Origin of the sequence: Luteimonas sp. TWI596, from assembly GCF_039674105.1 — a bacterium.
Taxonomy (GTDB): Bacteria; Pseudomonadota; Gammaproteobacteria; order Xanthomonadales; family Xanthomonadaceae; genus Luteimonas.
This window is the reverse complement of record NZ_JBDJMU010000002.1, coordinates 79,977-97,500: the sequence shown is the minus strand read 5'-3', so window position 1 is coordinate 97,500 and position 17,524 is coordinate 79,977. Positions and strand designations below refer to the sequence as shown.

Sequence of the window (17,524 nt, the reverse complement as noted above, 5' to 3'; positions counted from 1 at the left end):
GGCCGACCTCAGCGTCGATGCAGCGTTGCGGGGCGCGCATTGTGCACAAGACCGTCACATTTGCATAGCGTTATTTTCACCGCCGCCACCTTGACCGCCGTCGGCGCTTGTCCAAAGGTGTGGGCTTCTCCTTCGAGGCGACTTGGCCATGCGTGCGATCCGTGTCCTGATGCTGTGTCTGTTCGCGGCGCTGCTGCCTGCATGTGCGAGCGGTACGCCCTGGGTCGAGCTGGCGGGCCACCGGTACCAGGTGGAAATCGCCACTACCGACGAGGCCCGCGCCCGCGGCCTGATGTTCCGCGACACGCTCGCAGACGGCCACGGCATGCTGTTCGTGCACGAGATCGAGGCGCCGCAGGCCTACTGGATGAAGAACACCCGCATCGCGCTCGACATCCTGTACTTCGATGGCGATCGCCGCCTGGTCTCCCAGCAACGCGACGTGCCGCCGTGCTCGGCCGGCAACCGCTGCCCTTCGTATCCCAGCAAGGCGCCGGCGCGCTACGTGCTCGAACTCAATGCCGGCGAGGCGCAGCGCATCGGCCTGCGCGATGGCGCAGTGCTGACGCTGTCGCCGGCGATCCATGTGCCTTGAACGATCCGCGGGGCGCGGCGAGACGCCGGAGCAGCCGCCGCTGAGCTGGGCGCAGGTCGGCGGGATGGCGCCCGCCGCGTTGCCGCTATTCGAGGCGGCCTTGCTGGTCGCGCGCGACGAGTACCCGGACCTCGACGCTCGCCCGTTCGTGGCCCGGATGCAGGCGCATGCGGCGCATCTGCGGATCGAGGTCGATGCGATCGAGGCCGGCCCTTTGAAGATGCAGGCGATCAACCGGCACCTGTTCGAAGAGGTGGGCTACACCGGCGACCAGGCGACCTACTACGATCCCCGCAACAGCTACCTGAGCGATGTGATCGCGCGTCGGCTCGGCAATCCGATCTCGCTGGCGATCGTGCAGTGCGAGGTGGCGCGCCGGCTCGGCGTCCCGCTGACGGGCATCTCGTTTCCCGGCCACTTCCTGGTCCGGCTACCGGTCGGCGACGGCATGCTGATCATGGACCCGTTCAACGGCGGGCGGCCGCTCGACATCGACGAGTTGCGCATGCGTGCGGCGGCGCACCTGGGCGGGGCGGCGCCCGACGACGACGCACTGGCCGCGCTGCTGCGCCCGGCCACGGCACGCGCGACGGTGATGCGGATCCTGCGCAATCTGCATGCGGGCTATCGTGAGGCGGGCGACTGGGCGCGCGCGGCGCGCTGCGCCGACCGCCTGCTGACCCTGCATCCGGGCGTATGCGATGCACTGCGCGACCGCGGGCTCGCCTACCTGGCGCTGGGGCACATGGCGGGCGCGCGCGACGACCTGGCCCGCTACCTGCAGGCGGCGCCCGAGGCCGAGGATGCCGATGCGATCCGTGAGCGGTTGGTCGAGGCCGGCCTGCATCGCCATCGCGCGCACTGACCCGCCGCGAGCGCGCGCCCGGCCGAGCGCCGTGGACTCAGAGCACCATCATCTCGAAGTCGTCCTTGGTCACGCCGCAGTCGGGACAGGTCCAGGTCTCGGGCACATCTTCCCAGCGCGTGCCCGGCGCGATGCCCTCCTCGGGCAGGCCCGCCGCCTCGTCGTAGAGGAAACCGCAGACCACACACATCCACGTGCGGTAGGCGGTCTGCGTCGAAGTGTCGTTCATCGGATAATGGCGGCTGCAGCGGTGTCGGTCCGGAGCCGCATTGTCCCATCGCGTCCCGTGGACCGGAACCCATGCCGATGAACGCTTCCCCGATCGAGCCGCCGCGCGGGCTGTACCTCCTTACACCTGATGAGATCGACACCGCACGGCTGCTGGCGCGGGTCGCCAGCGTGCTGCCGCATGCGACCTGGCTGCAGTACCGCAACAAGCGCGCCGACGCAGCGCTGCGACGGGCGCAGGCCAGCGCATTGCTGGGGCTGTGCCGGGCCACCGGCGTGCCGTTGCTGGTGAACGACGACTGGCGGCTGGCGGCCGAACTCGGCGCCGACGGCGCACATCTGGGCGAGGACGATGGCGCGCTCGTCGAGGCGCGGGCGGCGCTGGGTGCGCAGGCGATCCTCGGCGCGTCCTGCTACGACGACGGCGCACTCGCTGTGCGCGCGGTCGAGTCCGGCGCCAGCTACGTCGCCTTCGGCAGCTTCTATCCCTCGCCCACCAAGCCGGCGGCGCGGCGCGCACGTCCCGCACTGCTGCGCGAGGCGGCCGCGCTGGGTGTGCCGCGGGTGGCGATCGGCGGCATCACCCCGGACAATGCACGCACGCTCGTCGCGGCCGGCGCGGATCTGGTCGCCGTCGTCAGCGGCGTCTTCGATGCGCCGCACCCCGCCGGCGCCGCGCGCGCCTACCGCGCCTGCTTCGGGCTCTGAGCCCGCCCCTCTTTTCTGGAGTCGTCATGGATACCGCCCGTTCGCAAGCTCTGTTCGCCCGCGCCCGCACGCTGCTGCCCGGCGGCGTCAATTCGCCGGTGCGCGCGTTCAAGTCGGTCGGCGGCGAGCCGTTCTTCGTGCAGCGCGCCGACGGCCCGTACCTGTTCGACGTCGACGACAATCGCTACATCGACTACGTCGGCTCCTGGGGCCCGATGATCGTCGGCCACAACCATCCCGAGGTGCGGCAGGCGGTCAAGCGCGCGATCGGCGATGGACTGTCGTTCGGCGCGCCGTGCCCCGCCGAGGTGACGATGGCCGAGCGCATCACCGCGCTGGTGCCCTCGTGCGAGATGGTGCGCATGGTCAATTCGGGCACCGAGGCCACGCTGTCGGCGATCCGCCTGGCGCGCGGCGCGACCGGTCGCAGCTGCATCGTGAAGTTCGAAGGCTGCTACCACGGCCACGGCGATTCGTTCCTGGTCAAGGCCGGCAGTGGCGCGCTGACCTTCGGCGTGCCGACCTCGCCGGGCGTGCCCAAGGCGCTGGCCGATCTCACGCTGACCCTGCCCTACAACGACTTCGACGCCGCCACCGAGTTGTTCGCGCGCGCCGGCGACCAGATCGCCGGGCTGATCATCGAACCGGTGGTCGGCAACGCCAACTGCCTGCCGCCGCGCGAGGGCTACCTGCAGCATCTGCGCGCGTTGTGCACGCAGCACGGTGCGCTGCTGATCTTCGACGAGGTGATGACCGGCTTCCGCGTCGCGCTCGGCGGCGCGCAGGCGCGCTACGGGGTGACGCCGGACCTGAGCACGTTCGGCAAGATCATCGGCGGCGGCATGCCGGTGGGTGCCTATGGCGGCCGGCGCGCATTGATGGAACAGATCGCACCGGCCGGCCCGATCTATCAGGCCGGCACCCTGAGCGGCAATCCGGTGGCGATGGCGGCCGGGTTGGCGATGCTCGACCTGATTTCCGAGCCGGGCTTCCACGAGGCGCTCGAGGCCGCGACGCACACGCTCTGCGACGGCCTGGAAGCGGCGGCGCGCGAAGCCGGCGTGCCGTTCACGACCACCCGCGTCGGCGCGATGTTCGGGCTGTTCTTCACCGACCAGCCGAGTGTGGACACCTACGCGCAGGCCGTCGCCTGCGACACGGCGGCCTTCAACCGGTTCTTCCAAGCGATGCTCGAACGCGGCGTGTTCCTCGCGCCGTCGGCGTTCGAGGCCGGGTTCCTGTCCTCGGCGCACAATGCCGATGTGATCGGCGCGACCCTCGAAGCCGCTCGCAGCGCATTCCCGATCGTCGGGGCGTCATGAAGCCGGCGGGCGGCCCGGCGCAGGCGTCCGATCCGCAGGCCAGCGTGTTCGAACGCGACTTCCTGCCCGGCAGCCCGACGGGGGTTCGCAACCTCTGCTATCGGTTGCTGTTCCACCACGACACGCCCGCCGAACGCAACTTCGATCTCGCCCTGATCGCGACGATCGTGACCAGCGTCGTCGTCGTTCTGCTCGACAGCGAACCGTCGATCAAGGCGCGCTGGCACCAGGCGTTGCTGGTCGCGGAATGGGTGTTCACCGTCCTGTTCACGATCGAGTACGGCCTCCGCCTGTGGGCCGTCCGGCGTCCGTTGCGTTACGCCACGAGCTTTTTCGGCGTCATCGACCTGCTGGCGATCCTGCCCAGCTATCTGTCGCTGCTGGTCGCCGGCAGCCAGTACCTGCTGGTGATTCGGGTCCTGCGGCTGTTGCGCATCTTCCGCGTCCTCAAACTGGTGCAGTACTCGTCCGAGGCTGGGGTGCTGATCGGCGCCCTGGTGCGCAGTCGGCGCAAGATCGCGGTCTTCGTGTGCACGGTGGTGACGATCGTGGTCATCTTCGGCGCGCTGATGTACGTCATCGAAGGCCCGGCGCACGGCTTCACGTCGATCCCGACCGGCATGTACTGGGCGGTCGTGACGATGGGCACCGTCGGCTTCGGCGACATCTCCCCGGGCACGCCGTTCGGCCGTTTCATCACTTCGATCCTGATCCTGATCGGCTACAGCATCATCGCCGTGCCGACCGGCATCTACACCGCCGAACTCGCCAGCACCCTGCGTCCGAAGCGGCGCCACGTCCGCTGCGACGGGTGTGCGCTGACCGACCACGAACAGGGTGCGCTGTATTGCCGGCATTGCGGCCACAGCCTGCCCGCCGACGACGCTTCGCGTTGAGCGCACGGCCCCGACCGGCGCTGGTGCTGTTCGACTTCGACGGCGTGCTTGCACACTACACGCATGCGACACGCTTGGCCGCGCTGGCACGCGCCGCAGGCTGCTCGGCAGCCCGGGTCGACGCGGCGCTGTTGGATTCGGGTCTGGAGCGGGCCTACGACAGTGGCGCGATCGACACCGCGACCTATCTGCAGCGGCTGGGCGCGGCACTGGGCGGCAGCATCGACGCCAAGACGTGGATCGACGCACGCGTGAGCGCCAGCCGCGTGGATCCCGCGGTCCTGGCGCTTGTGACGTTGGTCGCACAGCGCGTGCCGATCGGCGTGCTCAGCAACAACGGCGCGCTGATGGCCGAGGCGATGCGCCGCATCGTCGCGCCACTGTTCCCGGCGCTCGACGGCCGTGTGCTGTGCAGCGGCGCGCTGCAGGCGCGCAAGCCCGAGCGCGCGATCTTCGAGCGGGCCCTCGCGCACTTCGGCGTCGAGGCCCGGCACATGCTGTTCGTCGACGATCTGTTCGCCAACGTGCGCGGTGCACGCGCCGCCGGGCTGCAGGCCGACACCGTGCACGACGCGCGCTCGCTGCGGCGGGTGCTGCGACGGCATGGGCTGCCCTAGACAGCCCATACGATGCGATCGGCGCAGCATGCGCCGCCACCCATCACCCCGCCGCGAGATGATCGGCCAGCGCGGCGCGCAGGCGCGCCAGGCCTTCGGTGATGTCGGCGTCGGTGATGTTGAGCGCGGGCACGAAGCGCAGCACGTCGGGCCCGGCCTGCAGCAGCAGCAGGCCGTGGTGCGCGGCGCGGTCGAGGATCGCGGCGGCCTGTCCGGCGTGCTCGGGGCGCAGCACGGCGCCGAGCATCAAGCCGCGGCCACGGACCTCGGAGAACAGACCGAACTCGGCATCGAGCGCGGCCAGACCATCGCGCAGCGCGCGCGACTGGCGCGCCACGTTCTCGGCGATCTGCTTGGATGCGAGCTTGCGCAGCGCGACGCGCGCGACTGCGGCGGCCAGTGGGTTGCCGCCGAACGTGGTGCCGTGGTCGCCGAACTGCATGGCATCGCTGACCTTCGGCCCGGCCAACAGCGCGCCGATCGGAAAGCCGCCGCCGAGCGCCTTGGCCAGGGTGACGATGTCGGGCGTCGCGCCGTCCTGCTGGAATGCGAACAGCGTGCCGGTGCGTCCCATGCCGCACTGGATCTCGTCGAGCACCAGCAAGGCGTCGTGGCGATCGCACAGCGCGCGCACGGCCGCCAGGTAACCATCGGCAGCGGGCATCACCCCGCCCTCGCCCTGCACCGGCTCGAGCATCACCGCGGCGACGTCGCCACCGGCCATGGCCGCTTCGAGCTGTGCGATGTCGTTGAAGTCCACGTAGCGGAAGCCGCCGGGCAGCGGCTCGTAGCCGGCCTGGTACTTGGGCTGCGCGGTCGCGGTGACCGTGGCCAGGGTGCGACCGTGGAAGCTGCCGCGGCAGGTGACGATCACGCGGCGATCGGGGCTGCGGCCCTGCGCCGCAGCCCACTTGCGCACCAGCTTGATCGCCGCCTCGTTGGCCTCGGCCCCGGAGTTGCAAAGGAACGTGCGCGTGGCGAAGCCGCTGGCCTCGACCAGTTCGGCCGCCAGCTGCAGCGGCGGTGCGCTGTAGAACACGTTGCTGGTGTGCCACAGCTTGCCGGCCTGCTCGACCAGTGCTTTGAGGAGGTCGGGATCGTTGTGACCGAGGCCGCACACGGCGATCCCCGCCGACAGGTCCACGTACTCGCGACCGGCGTCGTCCCACAGGCGTGCGCCCTGGCCGCGTTCGAGCACGAGCGCGCGCGGCCGGTACACCGGCAGGACATAACGGGCCAGGGACAGCGGGGCGTCGGTCGCGGTGCTCATGCCGGGGAAATCGCTCGGGGAGTGGAATCGCGCATTCTCGCGCATTCGGGCGCCGACCGGACCGCCGATTCGCGGAATCCACGGGCCGAAGGCGCGTGGACGCGCTTACAGGAACAGGTCGGGCAGCAAGGGCTGGCTCGGATCGAGCGCGTAGTGCGAAAAGTCCTCGACCCCCGCCTCGCGCAGCACCTCGTCGTCGATCAGGAATTGGCCGTGGAAGCCGGCAGCGCGCCGTACCAGGATCGCGTGCGCCGCATCGCCCATGATCGCCGGGCTGCGGCCGTTGCCGCGCTCGACGCCGGGAATCATGTTCAAGGCATCGGTGCCGATCAGAGTGCGCGGCCACAACGCATTGACCGCGACCCCCTGCGGGCCGAACTCGGCCGCCAGGCCCAGCGTGACGAAGCTCATGCCCATCTTGGCCAGCGTGTAGCCGGTGTGCGGCGCCCACCACTTGGGATCGAGCGACGGCGGCGGGCACAGGGTCAGGATGTGCGGTTCGGGGGCGGCAAGCAGATGCGGCAGGCAGGCCTGCGCGCACAGGAAGCTGCCGCGGGCGTTGACCTGCTGCATCAGGTCGAAGCGCTTCATCGGCGTGTCGAGGGTGCCGCGCAGCCAGATCGCGCTGGCGTTGTTGACCAAGATGTCGATCCCGCCGAAGGCGTCGACGGTGGCGGCGACTGCGGCCCGCACTTGGTCCTCGTCGCGGATGTCGCACTTGAGTGCCAGGGCCTGGCCGCCCGCCGCGTTCACCGCGTCGGCCGCGCTGTGGATGGTACCCGGCAGCCTGGGGTTGGGCACCGACGACTTCGCGGCGATCGCGACGTTGGCGCCATCGCGCGCAGCGCGCAGGGCGATCGCCAGACCGATGCCGCGCGAGGCACCGGTGATGAAGAGCGTCTTGCCGGCCAGTGTGGACATGCCAAGTCCCGTCGATGGAGTGGTCGGACGCATTATGCGCGCGCGGCGCTGGCCGCGTTCAGGCGGCGGCGCGATACTGACCGGCCCTTCCGACCCGGGTCCTGTCGATGCGCCGTGCCGCTCTCGCCCTGTTCGCCCTGTCGCTGGCCGCCTGCGGCGGCGCGACGCCTGATGCCGCCGACGGCCCTGCATCGGCCGCACGCCCTGCTGCGCAGCCGGCCTCGGAGGCCGCATCGATGCAGGCGCCCACGGAGCCGGACACGGTCGCAGACGGCGACGATCTGGTGGTGGGGCCGGCGTCGGTCTGGCAGGGCGACCTGTCGGCCTGCCGCACCGGTACGGCAACGATCGACGACTGCATGCTGTCGACCATGCGCGCCGGCGGAGCCTCGCCCGAGGCGCTGGCCGCGACCACCCGCCTGATCGCACTCGGCGACCCTGGCCATGTCAGCGGCTGGCGCTCGATCGACGGTGTGGGCCATGCACAGATCACCTATCCGTTCCGCGCCAACACCAACGAGGGTTTGTGGCTGGTCGATGCCGACGGCCACGCGGTGGATGTGGACGAGGATGTGCTGCCGGACGGCGCGGGGCGCTCGCATCCCGACCTCGGTGCATTCTTCGAGGCGCATCCCGATGCGGTGCCGTTCGCGCCGGCCAAGGCCGCAGGCAGCCAAGCCCTGGCCGACGGCGGCCTGCGCCTGCGTTTCGAGATCCCGATGCGCAGCTGCCATGCCTGCGAGGACCTCGGCACGCTAGCGCTGGGCTACGACTTCGACGCCGACCGCCGGTACATCGGACGTCACCTCTTGGCATTGCGCGGGGCCGACTGACGGTTCTGACGGCCCACGCTCAGCTGTAGGCGCGCACCTGGCGCTGGAGCAGGTGCGGCACGATCAGCCGATGGATCGGTGCGACGGGCTGCATGTACAGATGCCCGAACGCATTGTGGACGTGCACGACCGTGGCCACTTCGAGCATGGCCGCGTCATGCCATTGCACCGCCAACTGGACGCGTAGATGCCGGTCGTCGTCTTCGAGCACGATCGCCGCGTCGCACAGCGCCTGCAGGGTGAAGATGCCGAGGCGCTCGCCCGGCCGCGGCGTGTCGCTCGCCTGCACCGCGCGCAGCGCGCCCAGGTCCTTCATGCCCAACAGCCGCAGGCTGCGATTGCGCACCGCCATCAGGCCATCGAACCAGTTCGGCACGGCGGCGGCGAGGTCGCGATAGGCCTGCAATGCCGTACGGCCGCCGCGCACGGTCTGGACCCGGCTGGCATGGCGGAAATCGGCGCCGGGCAACTGCGCGTACAGCGCACTGCGCGCGTCGGGCACGCCGGACACCACGCGCGGCGTCAAGGCTTGGGGCCTTGGCCCTCGTTGTCTTCCCACTTCAGCAGCTTGCGGGTGACCACGCGATAGACCGGCTTGCCGGTGCGGAACCACAGATCGCGCACCCAGGAGCGCCGCCGCAGCAGGCGCTGCTCGACCGGGGTGAGCGCGGCCCGGCAATAGGTGCGCTTGTGTTTGAGCAGGTGACGCAGGTCCTCGCGCGCGAGCAGCCGCATCCAGCGCGAACGCGGCGCGCCGACCACGGCGAGCTGGAAGTCGATGATCGCCGGCCGGCCATCGTCGAGCACCAGCCAGTTCGCCTCCTTGGCCAGGTCGTTGTGCGCCAGGCCGCGCCGATGCAGCGCCTGCAACTGGCGCCGCGCGTGGCGGAAATAGGCCAGATCGCCGTGCGGCGGACGCTGGTACATCGCCGCACCGGCCATGTAGCTGCGGTCGAGCCGCCGCCCGTCCCAGCGCAGCAGCTGGGGCACGTCGGCCATGCCGCGCACGCGGGCCAGCCCGCGCGCCTCGCGGCGCGCCAGCCACCAGGCCGGCAGCCGCAGCCACAGCGGCACGTGGCGCAGGTCCCGGCGCACGAACAGGCCGCCGTCGGCACCGCGCATCAGCGCGATGCGGCCGAAGCTGTCGGACTTGAGCGCGCGTACCTCGGTGGCGGAGTCGACGGGCGATGACATGGCCGCATTGTACGGATCGGGCCGGGGGTTAACGTCGGCCGACGCGGGGGTGGGGACAAGGCGGGCCGAGCGCGATGCCCTGCCATAATGGCGCGATGCTCAGCGACTTCTTCAACAGCCTCATCGGGTGGGTCGGCGACCACCCGGTCGCGGCCGGCATCGTGATCTTCCTGATCGCCTTCTGCGACTCGGTCATCGTGCTCGGCGCCATCGTGCCGGCGCTGCCCCTGCTGTTCGCGATCGGCGTGCTGATCGGCCTGGGCGAGATCTCCGGCCCGTATGCGGTCGCCTGCGCCGCGCTCGGCGCACTGGCCGGCGACGGGCTGAGCTACTGGGTCGGCCGCCGCTGGGGCCACGGGCTGCGGACGGTGTGGCCGTTCCACAAGTTTCCGCAGCTGCTCGATCGCGGCGAGACCCTGTTCCGCCGCAACGCCATCAAGAGCATCCTGATCGCGCGCTACGTCGGCGCCATCCGGCCGTTCGTGCCCGCGATCGCCGGCATCGCGAAGATGCCGTTGCGGCGCTACCTGCCGGTCAGCGGCGTGGCCTGCCTGTCGTGGGGCGCGCTGTTCCTGGCGCCGGGCTGGCTGTTCGGCGCGTCCTATGATGCGGTCGCCGCGGTCGCCGACCGGCTGGCGATCGTGCTCGGTGCGCTGGTCGCGGTGCTGGCGCTGGCCTGGGCGATCGTGCTCTACACCTATCGCTGGTTCGACGCGCACGCCAACAGCCTGCTCGCGCGCTTGCTCGGCTGGACGCGTCACCATCCACGGCTGGGTCGCTACGCGGCGGCGCTGGTCGATCCGCGGCGCCCGGAATCGGCTTCGCTGGCGATCCTGGCGGTCTGCCTGCTGGCGATCGGCTGGGCCTGGTTCGCCCTGCTCGCGACGGTGATCATGCGCGGCGAGCCGCTGCTGCTCGACCAGACCGTGTTCCAGTTCATGTACGAACTGCGCAACCCGCTGGCGGACCGGCTGATGGCCGGCCTGGCCTCGATCGGCGATGTGCATGTGCTCGGTCCGGCGGTCGCATTGACGCTCGGCTGGTTGATCTGGCGGCGCCGCTGGCTGGGCGCGGCGCATTGGCTGGCGGCGCTGGCCTTCGGCATGGCGCTGACCGCGCTGCTGGGCGCGGTGATCGACATGCCCAGGCCGCCGACCGCGCATGGTGGCTTCGGCTTCCCGGCGGTCGAGATCACGATGGCGACGATCGTCTTCGGCTTCTTTGCGGTGCTGATCGCACGCGAGCTGCCCGGTCGCTCGCGGGTCTGGCCGTACCTGGTGTCGGGCGCGGTGGTCGCGGTGCTGGGCTTTGCGCGGCTGTACCTGGGCGCGCACTGGCTCAGCGACATCGTCGGCGGCATGTTGCTGGGCATCGTCTGGCTGCTGGTGCTGGGCATCGCCTATCGCCGCCATGTGGACCGCTCGTTCTGGATGCGGCCGGTGGCGACGATCTTCTATGTCACCTTCGCGCTGGCCGCGCTGTGGCATGCGCCCCGCGCGGTCGATCCGTTGCTGGCGCGTTTCGTCGCATCCCCCCCGGCGTGGACCATGACGGTCGGCGACTGGTGGGCACGCGACTGGTCGCAGTTGCCCGGCCAGTTGCGCGAGCGCGACCCGGCCCATCGCTGGCCGCTGGACCTGCAGGTCGCCGGCCCGCTGTCGCCGCTGCAGGCCCGGCTCCAGGCGCAGGGCTGGGAGGTTCAGCCGCAGGCCGACTGGATGCAGGTGCTCAATCTGCTCGACGACGATGTGCCATCTGCCAACAAGCCGGTGCTGCCGGCCACGCTCGATACCAATGCAGAATCGCTGTTGATGCGTCGGGTGACCGACGAATCCCGGATCGAGGTCCTGCGGCTGTGGCGTGCCCCGGTGCAGCTCGACGATGCGCAGCCGCTGTGGCTGGGCACCAGCCAGTCGATGCTGCTGACCCGACCGCTCGGCCTGTTCAGCTTATGGCAGCCGCAGCCCGATGCGCACGGCGTGCATCTGGGCTTGCGCGACGTGCTGACGGGGTTCGAATGGCGCGAGGACGTGCATCCGCAATCGGGCGTACCGACCTTGCGGCTGCGCATCGCCGGCGACGGCTCAGTCGTCGACCAGCCGCAGTAGGCTCTCCAGGCGAATGTCCGGGTCGTCCTGCTGCAGCAGCTGCTGGCGCTGGGAGGCGGCCAGCGGCAGCAGTTCGGCCAACCGCCAACCGACCCACGCCGCATCGTCGAACCGGGGTTCGGGGAACGCGCGGTCGGCGCCGTCGATGCGTTCGAGTATCTTGCGCAGCACCACGCCCAGCAGGGCGTGCTCGGGCTGCAGCTCGATCGCCGGATCGGGTGCGCACCAGTCGACATCGGCAACCACCAGCCCGTTGTCGCGGACGCGGGTACGCTCGACGCGAAAGCGTCGTGCGCCGCGCACACGCAGCCGCAGCAAGCCATCGGCGCCGGTGTCGAAATCCTCGATCAACGCTTCGGTGCCGACGCCGGCCGGCGTTGCCGGCCCGCCGACCTCGCCACCCTCGAGGATCAGGCAGATTCCGAAGCTGCTGCCCCGACGACCGCATTCGCGGAGCATGTCGAGATAGCGCGACTCGAACACGCGCAGTGCCAGCGACGCACCAGGCAGCAGCACGGCATCGAGTGGGAACAACGGCAGCGATGCGGATGTCGTCATGCCGCCATCCTAGTGGCTGCACGACGGCATCGTCATCCTGCGTGGCGTGCCGCCCGCGCGCCGGCACGTTGCCGGGCCGGCGTGCAGACGGTCTCGCTCGCGATCAGAAGCTGTACTTGATGTGCGTGTGCACGCGCTGCAGATCGCCTTCCAGGCCGTTCTCCAGACGTCGATCGGCCCAGCTCAGTTCGCCGCCGACGTCGAGGTTGCGGGCCGGCGAATAGATCATGTTCACGCGCAACGACTGCGCACGCTCGGTGACGCTGCCGCCGGTCAACAGCGGGTCGTTGTCGAGCGAGGCGAGCGAGTAGATGACATTGCCGCGCAACTTGGTCGAGAACGCGTGCCGCCATGCGGCAAAACCGCCGTAGCCGCGTTGGCTGTGCAGGCGGCCGTCGGCGTCGAGCACGGTGTCGCTGCCAAGCGCGAAGCCGAGATACCGGCCGATGCCGTCGCCGCCGCTGACCATGTAGCGGAGATCGTCGTTGGCGCCGAGGTTGAACCGGCCCGAGACGCTGAGCGCCGCGCCCGACGCGCTGGCATCGCCGCTGCGGAAGCGACGCGCCAGGCCGGCGACGGTGAAGTGGCCCCAGTCGCCGCGGGTGATCCAACGCGCGGTGACGTCGGGCAGCCGGTCGTCACCGCTGTTGAAGCGCGCGGCACGCGACAGGTACGGGGTCACCGTGGTCTGCGGATTCTCCACCGAGACCGACCACGGGCCGCGCGTGTAGCGCAGCTGCGCCTGGCGGTTGAAGACCGTGCCCTCGGATGGTCCGGTGAAGTCGACCGCGTCAGGCAGCGCCGCGACATCCTGGAAGTTCGACCATGTCTGGCCGGCGAGCCAGCCGTTGTAGCTGACGTAGGCCTGGCGCAGGGTCAGCGCATAGGTGTTGGTGATCACCTCGTTGCCGGCCAGCGCGTTGCTGCCACCGCCGTACATGTCGGCCTCGATGTAGGCCTTGATCGTCTTGCCGGTGTCGGTGACGGTGTCGGCGCCCAGCCAGAAGCGCGAGAACTGCGCGTGCACATCGCTGTAGGTGCTGCTCTGGCCCTGGCCGTCGGCCGCGACCGGGGTCGCGCCAGGGAAGTAGAACAGCCGGCCGGGCGAGCCGTCGGCGATCTGCCCGTCGCTGGTGCGCGTGGTCATCGCATCGAACTTGATGAAGCCGCCGAACGAGAACGTGGTGCCGGGCGCCGCGCCGGGCATCATCGGGTTACGGGCGGGCGCCGCGCTGCCCGAAGCTGCCGCCGCCGGGGCGGTGGCCGCAGTCGCAGTCGCCGGCACCGCTGCGGTCGTGGCCGGCGGCGGAGTGCCGCGATGACTGTCGAGCAGCGCGCGCAGTTCGCGCATTTCGCGCTCCATCTGGCCCAGTCGCGCCTCGACCGCGGCGACGTCGACGTCCTGCGCCGACACCGGCGCGATGCAGGCGGCCGCGACGGCCAGGGCGATCGGCGACAGCCATCGCTTCGCGTTGGATCTGGACATGTGGTTCCCCTCTCCCAAGCAGCGGCCCGCCCCGGGCTGGAGCGGCGACCGAAAGCAGCGGCGCCGGCGCGGCGGCCGGCCCGGCGGCTCAGACGAAGCGCAGGCCCGTCGAGCCGAGTCCGTCGACGCGGACCTGGACGTTGTCGCCCGCCTCGACGGCGACGGCGGCGGTGATCGCGCCCGAGAGCACGACACTGCCGGCCGGCAGCGACTGGCCGCGGGCGTGCAGCATGTCGACCAGCATCGCGACCGCGAGCGCGGGATTGCCCAGCACCGCGGCGCCAGCGCCGACCTCGACGACCTGGCCGTTCTTCTCCAGCACCACACCCGTGGTCTCCAGGTCGATGCCCTGCGGCGCGGTCGGACGCGAGCCGATCACGTAGCGCGCGGCCGAGGTGTTGTCGGCGATCACGCTGGGCAGGTCGAAGCGGAAGTTCTCGTAACGCGAGTCGATGACCTCGATCGCCGGCAGCAGGCACAGCGTCGCCGCCATGACCTGTTCGGGCGTGCAGCCCGGCCCCTGCAATGCATCGCGCATCACGAAGGCGATCTCGGCCTCGACCTTGGGATGGATCAGCTTTGCGGCCTCGATCTCGGCGCCGTCATCGACCGCGTTGTCGCTGCCCAGAAAACCGTAGATCGGTGTGTTGACGCCCATCTGCTGCATCTTGGCGTACGAGGTCAGTCCCATCTTCATGCCGACGCAGCGCACACCGCGCGCCTGCTTGTGCGCGCGCAGCGCATCCTGGATGCGGTAGGCGTCCTCGATCGACAGCGCGGGATGCGCATCGGTGATCTTGACCGTGTCGCGCACGTCGCGCTCGGCGTCGTGCAGCAGGGTCGCCAGTTGCGCGACCGTCTCCTGGGACAGGCTCATGCCGTGGCCTCCTGTGTCGAGGCGGCGCCTTCGTGGGCGCGCACCATGTCGAGCGCGACGTCGACGATCATGTCTTCCTGGCCGCCGACCATGCGTCGCTTGCCCAGCTCGACCAGGATGTCGACCGCGCTGAGGCCGAAGCGCTCGGCCGCGGCTTCCGCGTGGCGCAGGAAGCTCGAATACACGCCGGCATAGCCCAGCGCCAGGGTTTCGCGATCGACGCGCACCGGACGCTCCTGCAGCGGGCGCACGATGTCGTCGGCGGCGTCCATCAGCCTGCGCAGGTCGCAACCGTGTCGCCAGCCCAGCCGCGAGGCGGCGGCGATGAACACTTCGAGCGGGGCATTGCCGGCGCCTGCGCCCATGCCCGCCAGACTGGCGTCGATGCGGTCGCAGCCTTCCTCGACCGCGACGATCGAATTGGCGACGCCGAGGGACAGGTTGTGATGGGCGTGGATGCCGGTCTGGGTGCGCGCATCGAGCACGTCCTTGAACGCGCGGAAGCGCGCGCGCACATCCTGCATGCCCAGCGCCCCGCCCGAGTCGACGACGTACACGCACGAGGCGCCGTAGCTTTCCATCTTCTTCGCCTCGCCGGCGAGCGCGGCCGGTTCGGCCATGTGGCTCATCATCAAAAAGCCCACCGCATCCATGCCCAGCGCATTGGCCGCCTCGATGTGCTGGCGCGAGACGTCGGCCTCGGTGCAATGGGTGGCCACGCGGACCACGCGGGCGCCGGCGGCGTGGGCGTTCTTCAGGTCGTGGACCGTGCCGATGCCCGGCAGCAGCAGGGTCGCGACCTTCGCGTGCTGCACCGTCTCGGCGACCGCCGCAATCCATTCGACGTCGCTGTGCGCGCCGAAGCCGTAGTTGAACGACGCCCCCTGCAAGCCGTCGCCGTGCGCGACCTCGATCGAATCCACGCCCGCGGCATCGAGCGCGCCGGCGATCCGGCGCACCTGGTCCAGCGTGTACTGGTGGCGCACCGCATGCGAGCCGTCGCGCAGGGTGACGTCGGAAATGGTGAGCTTGCGGTCGTTCATCGGGTCGGCTCCGGCTGCGCGGCTGCCAGGCGCGCGGCGATGCGCTCGCCGGTGGCCAGGGCCGCGGAAGTCATGATGTCGAGATTGCCGGCGTAGGCCGGCAGGTAATGCGCGGCGCCCTCGACCTCGAGGAACACCGAGGTCTTTAGGCCCGTCGTCGGGCCGATCCCGGGCACATTGCAGGGCCGCTCGATACGTTCGAACTGCACGGCCTGCTTGAGCCGGTAGCCGGGCACGTGGCGCGCCACGTCGGCGACCATCGCCTCGATCGCTGCGGCGATGGTCGCGGTGTCGGCCTCCTCGGACAGCACGTAGACCGTATCGCGCATCAGCAACGGCGGCTCGGCCGGATTGAGCACGATGATCGCCTTGCCCTTGCGCGCCCCGCCCACCGCCTCGATCGCACGCGAGGTGGTCTCGGTGAACTCGTCGATGTTGGCGCGCGTGCCCGGCCCTGCGGAGCGGCTGGAGATCGAGGCGACGATCTCGGCGTAGTGCACCGGTGCGACGCTGGCGACGGCCGCTACGATCGGAATCGTCGCCTGTCCCCCGCAGGTGACCATGTTGACGTTCGGCGCGTCGATGTGCGCCTCGAGGTTGACGGTCGGCACGCAGTAGGGACCGATCGCGGCGGGCGTGAGGTCGACCACGCGGATGTCCGGGCGCGCTTGCCGCAGGACTGCATCGTTGCGCACATGCGCGCCGGCGGACGTGGCGTCGAACACCACCTGCACGTCGTCGAACAACGGCGAGGCGACCAGCCCCTCGACGCCCGCATCGCAGGTCTGCACGCCCATCGCACGCGCGCGCGCCAGCCCGTCGGAGGCCGGATCGATGCCGACCAGCGGGCCCATGGCCAGGTGCTGGCCGTGGCGCAGGATCTTGATCATCAGATCGGTGCCGATGTTGCCGGGACCGATCACGGCTGCCTTGACGGGCATGGGGACTCCTCGAAACGTTGAAGCGGGCGTGGGGAAGTGCGGACGCGGCGTGCGTCGGTCAGTCGAAATGCAGGTCGAGGGCGCCAAGGCCGCCGACCCGCAGGCGCAGGTGATCGCCGCGCACGACCGGGGTCAGCGGGACCAGGGCGCCGGAGAGCACGGTGTCGCCGGCACGCAGGCCATCGCCCAGGCGCCCGAGCTGGTTGGCCAGCCAGACCACGCAATTGAGCGGTGAACCCAGCGCTGCGGCGCCGGCGCCGGTGGACAGCAGTGCGCCGTTCTTCTCGAGCACCATGCCGCAGGTGCCCAGGTCCAGGGCCTGCGGCGAGACCCGCGTGCGCGAGGTGACGAACGCGGCCGCGGACGCGTTGTCGGCGACCGTATCGAGGATGCCGATCTTCCAGTCGCGGATGCGCGAGTCGACGATCTCGAAGCATGCCGACACCGATTCGGTCGCCAGCAGCACGTCGTGCAGGCCGATCCCGGGGCCGGCCAGGTCGCGCTTGAGATGGAACGCGATCTCGCCCTCGGCACGCGGCGCGATCATCCCGGCCACCGCGACCGCACCACGGTCGGAATGCTCCATGCGATCGGTCAGCACGCCGAAATCGGGCTGGTCGACACCGAGCATGCGCTGCACGGCGACGCTGGTCAGGCCGATCTTGCGACCGACCACGCGTTCGCCCTCGGCGACGCGCCGGGCGATGCCGGCCTGTGCGATCGCGTAAGCGCCGGCCAGGTCCAGGCCATCGACGCGTCCGGTCAGCGGCGCGATCGGCGCGGCGTCGCGCAACGCGGCGTGCAGGGCATCGGCATGCACGGTCGAATCGATGCTCATGCCGCGCCCCCGGCGGGCGTCGGCGGATCACTCTTGAGCGTAGTGCCGACAGCGAAGCGGTTGGCCGGCACTTCGGTGACCATCACGCGGATCGAGGCGAGCGGCGCGTCCAGCGTCTCGCTGGCCACGCGCGCGACCTCGCGGATGCAGCGCTCCACGCGGGCGGTGTCCCGGCCTTCGACCAGGGTGATCTGGATGATGGGCATGGTGTCTCCTTGGGGGGC

General features: G+C 70.5%; 20 protein-coding genes. 8 read left to right on the top strand and 12 right to left on the bottom strand.

From position 1 onward, the window contains the following. The first annotated feature begins 148 nt into the window (after positions 1-148). Together ABE487_RS01810 and ABE487_RS01805 are read left to right on the top strand one after the other, a co-directional pair. A complete protein-coding gene (locus ABE487_RS01810) occupies positions 149-595 on the top strand; it encodes a DUF192 domain-containing protein (RefSeq protein WP_346441786.1) in 447 nt (148 codons plus the stop codon). Between the two features lie 64 nt (positions 596-659). Continuing rightward, the gene (locus ABE487_RS01805; protein WP_346441883.1) at positions 660-1,460 is read left to right on the top strand and encodes a tetratricopeptide repeat protein; all 801 of its coding nucleotides are present in this window, start codon (positions 660-662) and stop codon (positions 1,458-1,460) included. Between the two features lie 37 nt (positions 1,461-1,497). Here ABE487_RS01805 and ABE487_RS01800 read toward each other — a convergent pair whose 3' ends face one another. Further along, positions 1,498-1,689: a rubredoxin gene (locus tag ABE487_RS01800; RefSeq protein ID WP_346441787.1), complete on the bottom strand. Its 192-nt coding sequence runs from the start codon at positions 1,687-1,689 to the stop codon at positions 1,498-1,500. Between the two features lie 77 nt (positions 1,690-1,766). Between ABE487_RS01800 and thiE the strand changes: the two genes are divergently transcribed. The 4 genes from thiE to ABE487_RS01780 are packed head-to-tail and all read left to right on the top strand — an operon-like array spanning position 1,767 to position 5,231. Next, complete coding sequence (gene thiE / locus ABE487_RS01795; RefSeq protein ID WP_346441788.1) at positions 1,767-2,396, top strand: thiamine phosphate synthase; 630 nt, start codon at positions 1,767-1,769, stop codon at positions 2,394-2,396. A gap of 26 nt (positions 2,397-2,422) precedes the next feature. Further along, positions 2,423-3,718, top strand: coding sequence for a glutamate-1-semialdehyde 2,1-aminomutase (gene hemL, locus ABE487_RS01790; RefSeq protein WP_346450726.1), 1,296 nt, complete (start codon positions 2,423-2,425; stop codon positions 3,716-3,718). Further along, a complete protein-coding gene (locus ABE487_RS01785) occupies positions 3,715-4,614 on the top strand; it encodes an ion transporter (RefSeq protein WP_346450724.1) in 900 nt (299 codons plus the stop codon). The genes hemL and ABE487_RS01785 overlap by 4 nt, the downstream gene beginning before the upstream one ends. After that, positions 4,611-5,231 (top strand): HAD-IA family hydrolase, encoded by a 621-nt coding sequence (locus ABE487_RS01780; RefSeq protein ID WP_346450723.1) that lies wholly within the window; start codon positions 4,611-4,613, stop codon positions 5,229-5,231. The genes ABE487_RS01785 and ABE487_RS01780 overlap by 4 nt, the downstream gene beginning before the upstream one ends. A gap of 43 nt (positions 5,232-5,274) precedes the next feature. On the opposite strand, the gene ABE487_RS01775 is transcribed toward ABE487_RS01780, so the two are convergent. Together ABE487_RS01775 and ABE487_RS01770 are read right to left on the bottom strand one after the other, a co-directional pair. Then, positions 5,275-6,501: an acetylornithine transaminase gene (locus ABE487_RS01775; RefSeq protein WP_346450721.1), complete on the bottom strand. Its 1,227-nt coding sequence runs from the start codon at positions 6,499-6,501 to the stop codon at positions 5,275-5,277. Between the two features lie 105 nt (positions 6,502-6,606). Next, a complete protein-coding gene (locus tag ABE487_RS01770) occupies positions 6,607-7,422 on the bottom strand; it encodes an NAD(P)-dependent oxidoreductase (RefSeq protein WP_346441794.1) in 816 nt (271 codons plus the stop codon). A gap of 107 nt (positions 7,423-7,529) precedes the next feature. Here ABE487_RS01770 and ABE487_RS01765 point away from each other — a divergent pair, with 107 nt between their 5' ends. Further along, positions 7,530-8,255 carry a hypothetical protein gene (locus tag ABE487_RS01765; protein ID WP_346441795.1) on the top strand — a complete coding sequence of 242 codons (726 nt, stop codon included), beginning with the start codon at positions 7,530-7,532 and terminating at the stop codon, positions 8,253-8,255. Between the two features lie 19 nt (positions 8,256-8,274). On the opposite strand, the gene ABE487_RS01760 is transcribed toward ABE487_RS01765, so the two are convergent. Beyond that, positions 8,275-8,781 (bottom strand): DUF2867 domain-containing protein, encoded by a 507-nt coding sequence (locus tag ABE487_RS01760; protein WP_346450719.1) that lies wholly within the window; start codon positions 8,779-8,781, stop codon positions 8,275-8,277. Next, entirely contained in the window at positions 8,778-9,449 is a 672-nt protein-coding gene (locus tag ABE487_RS01755; protein WP_346441797.1) for a serine/threonine protein kinase, read from the bottom strand. The genes ABE487_RS01760 and ABE487_RS01755 overlap by 4 nt, the downstream gene beginning before the upstream one ends. A gap of 95 nt (positions 9,450-9,544) precedes the next feature. Between ABE487_RS01755 and ABE487_RS01750 the strand changes: the two genes are divergently transcribed. After that, a complete protein-coding gene (locus ABE487_RS01750; RefSeq protein ID WP_346450717.1) occupies positions 9,545-11,557 on the top strand; it encodes a bifunctional DedA family/phosphatase PAP2 family protein in 2,013 nt (670 codons plus the stop codon). Here ABE487_RS01750 and ABE487_RS01745 read toward each other — a convergent pair. The 7 genes from ABE487_RS01745 to ABE487_RS01715 form a co-directional block, all read right to left on the bottom strand. Next, positions 11,534-12,115 carry an LON peptidase substrate-binding domain-containing protein gene (locus ABE487_RS01745; protein ID WP_346450715.1) on the bottom strand — a complete coding sequence of 194 codons (582 nt, stop codon included), beginning with the start codon at positions 12,113-12,115 and terminating at the stop codon, positions 11,534-11,536. The two genes, ABE487_RS01750 and ABE487_RS01745, sit on opposite strands and share 24 nt — an antisense overlap. 103 nt (positions 12,116-12,218) lie before the next feature. Further along, positions 12,219-13,601, bottom strand: a complete 1,383-nt coding sequence (locus ABE487_RS01740; RefSeq protein WP_346450714.1) for a DcaP family trimeric outer membrane transporter — start codon at positions 13,599-13,601, stop codon at positions 12,219-12,221. A gap of 88 nt (positions 13,602-13,689) precedes the next feature. Continuing rightward, on the bottom strand, positions 13,690-14,478 hold the full coding sequence (gene dmpH / locus ABE487_RS01735) for a 2-oxo-3-hexenedioate decarboxylase (RefSeq protein ID WP_346450712.1): 789 nt from the start codon (positions 14,476-14,478) through the stop codon (positions 13,690-13,692). Then, positions 14,475-15,521 carry a 4-hydroxy-2-oxovalerate aldolase gene (dmpG, locus tag ABE487_RS01730; protein WP_346450710.1) on the bottom strand — a complete coding sequence of 349 codons (1,047 nt, stop codon included), beginning with the start codon at positions 15,519-15,521 and terminating at the stop codon, positions 14,475-14,477. Before dmpG ends, dmpH begins: the two co-directional genes overlap by 4 nt. Beyond that, on the bottom strand, positions 15,518-16,462 hold the full coding sequence (locus ABE487_RS01725; protein ID WP_346450709.1) for an acetaldehyde dehydrogenase (acetylating): 945 nt from the start codon (positions 16,460-16,462) through the stop codon (positions 15,518-15,520). The genes dmpG and ABE487_RS01725 overlap by 4 nt, the downstream gene beginning before the upstream one ends. Positions 16,463-16,520: 58 nt before the next feature. Further along, positions 16,521-17,300 carry a fumarylacetoacetate hydrolase family protein gene (locus ABE487_RS01720; RefSeq protein WP_346450707.1) on the bottom strand — a complete coding sequence of 260 codons (780 nt, stop codon included), beginning with the start codon at positions 17,298-17,300 and terminating at the stop codon, positions 16,521-16,523. Next, on the bottom strand, positions 17,297-17,506 hold the full coding sequence (locus tag ABE487_RS01715; RefSeq protein WP_337243299.1) for a tautomerase family protein: 210 nt from the start codon (positions 17,504-17,506) through the stop codon (positions 17,297-17,299). Before ABE487_RS01715 ends, ABE487_RS01720 begins: the two co-directional genes overlap by 4 nt. Between the last annotated feature and the right edge of the window lie 18 nt (positions 17,507-17,524).

Excerpts from the sequence above, each read along its gene's own strand:
- ABE487_RS01775 (WP_346450721.1), bottom strand. The coding sequence starts at position 6,501 with ATGAGCACCGCGACCGACGCCCCGCTGTCCCTGGCCCGTTATGTCCTG.
- ABE487_RS01800 (WP_346441787.1), bottom strand. The coding sequence starts at position 1,689 with ATGAACGACACTTCGACGCAGACCGCCTACCGCACGTGGATGTGTGTG.
- ABE487_RS01765 (WP_346441795.1), top strand. The coding sequence starts at position 7,530 with ATGCGCCGTGCCGCTCTCGCCCTGTTCGCCCTGTCGCTGGCCGCCTGC.
- ABE487_RS01810 (WP_346441786.1), top strand. The coding sequence starts at position 149 with ATGCGTGCGATCCGTGTCCTGATGCTGTGTCTGTTCGCGGCGCTGCTG.
- ABE487_RS01720 (WP_346450707.1), bottom strand. The coding sequence starts at position 17,300 with ATGAGCATCGATTCGACCGTGCATGCCGATGCCCTGCACGCCGCGTTG.
- ABE487_RS01725 (WP_346450709.1), bottom strand. The coding sequence starts at position 16,462 with ATGCCCGTCAAGGCAGCCGTGATCGGTCCCGGCAACATCGGCACCGAT.
- ABE487_RS01715 (WP_337243299.1), bottom strand. The coding sequence starts at position 17,506 with ATGCCCATCATCCAGATCACCCTGGTCGAAGGCCGGGACACCGCCCGC.
- ABE487_RS01750 (WP_346450717.1), top strand. The coding sequence starts at position 9,545 with ATGCTCAGCGACTTCTTCAACAGCCTCATCGGGTGGGTCGGCGACCAC.
- dmpG (WP_346450710.1), bottom strand. The coding sequence starts at position 15,521 with ATGAACGACCGCAAGCTCACCATTTCCGACGTCACCCTGCGCGACGGC.
- thiE (WP_346441788.1), top strand. The coding sequence starts at position 1,767 with ATGAACGCTTCCCCGATCGAGCCGCCGCGCGGGCTGTACCTCCTTACA.
- ABE487_RS01740 (WP_346450714.1), bottom strand. The coding sequence starts at position 13,601 with ATGTCCAGATCCAACGCGAAGCGATGGCTGTCGCCGATCGCCCTGGCC.
- ABE487_RS01755 (WP_346441797.1), bottom strand. The coding sequence starts at position 9,449 with ATGTCATCGCCCGTCGACTCCGCCACCGAGGTACGCGCGCTCAAGTCC.
- ABE487_RS01805 (WP_346441883.1), top strand. The coding sequence starts at position 660 with ATGGCGCCCGCCGCGTTGCCGCTATTCGAGGCGGCCTTGCTGGTCGCG.
- ABE487_RS01745 (WP_346450715.1), bottom strand. The coding sequence starts at position 12,115 with ATGACGACATCCGCATCGCTGCCGTTGTTCCCACTCGATGCCGTGCTG.
- hemL (WP_346450726.1), top strand. The coding sequence starts at position 2,423 with ATGGATACCGCCCGTTCGCAAGCTCTGTTCGCCCGCGCCCGCACGCTG.
- ABE487_RS01770 (WP_346441794.1), bottom strand. The coding sequence starts at position 7,422 with ATGTCCACACTGGCCGGCAAGACGCTCTTCATCACCGGTGCCTCGCGC.
- ABE487_RS01785 (WP_346450724.1), top strand. The coding sequence starts at position 3,715 with ATGAAGCCGGCGGGCGGCCCGGCGCAGGCGTCCGATCCGCAGGCCAGC.
- dmpH (WP_346450712.1), bottom strand. The coding sequence starts at position 14,478 with ATGAGCCTGTCCCAGGAGACGGTCGCGCAACTGGCGACCCTGCTGCAC.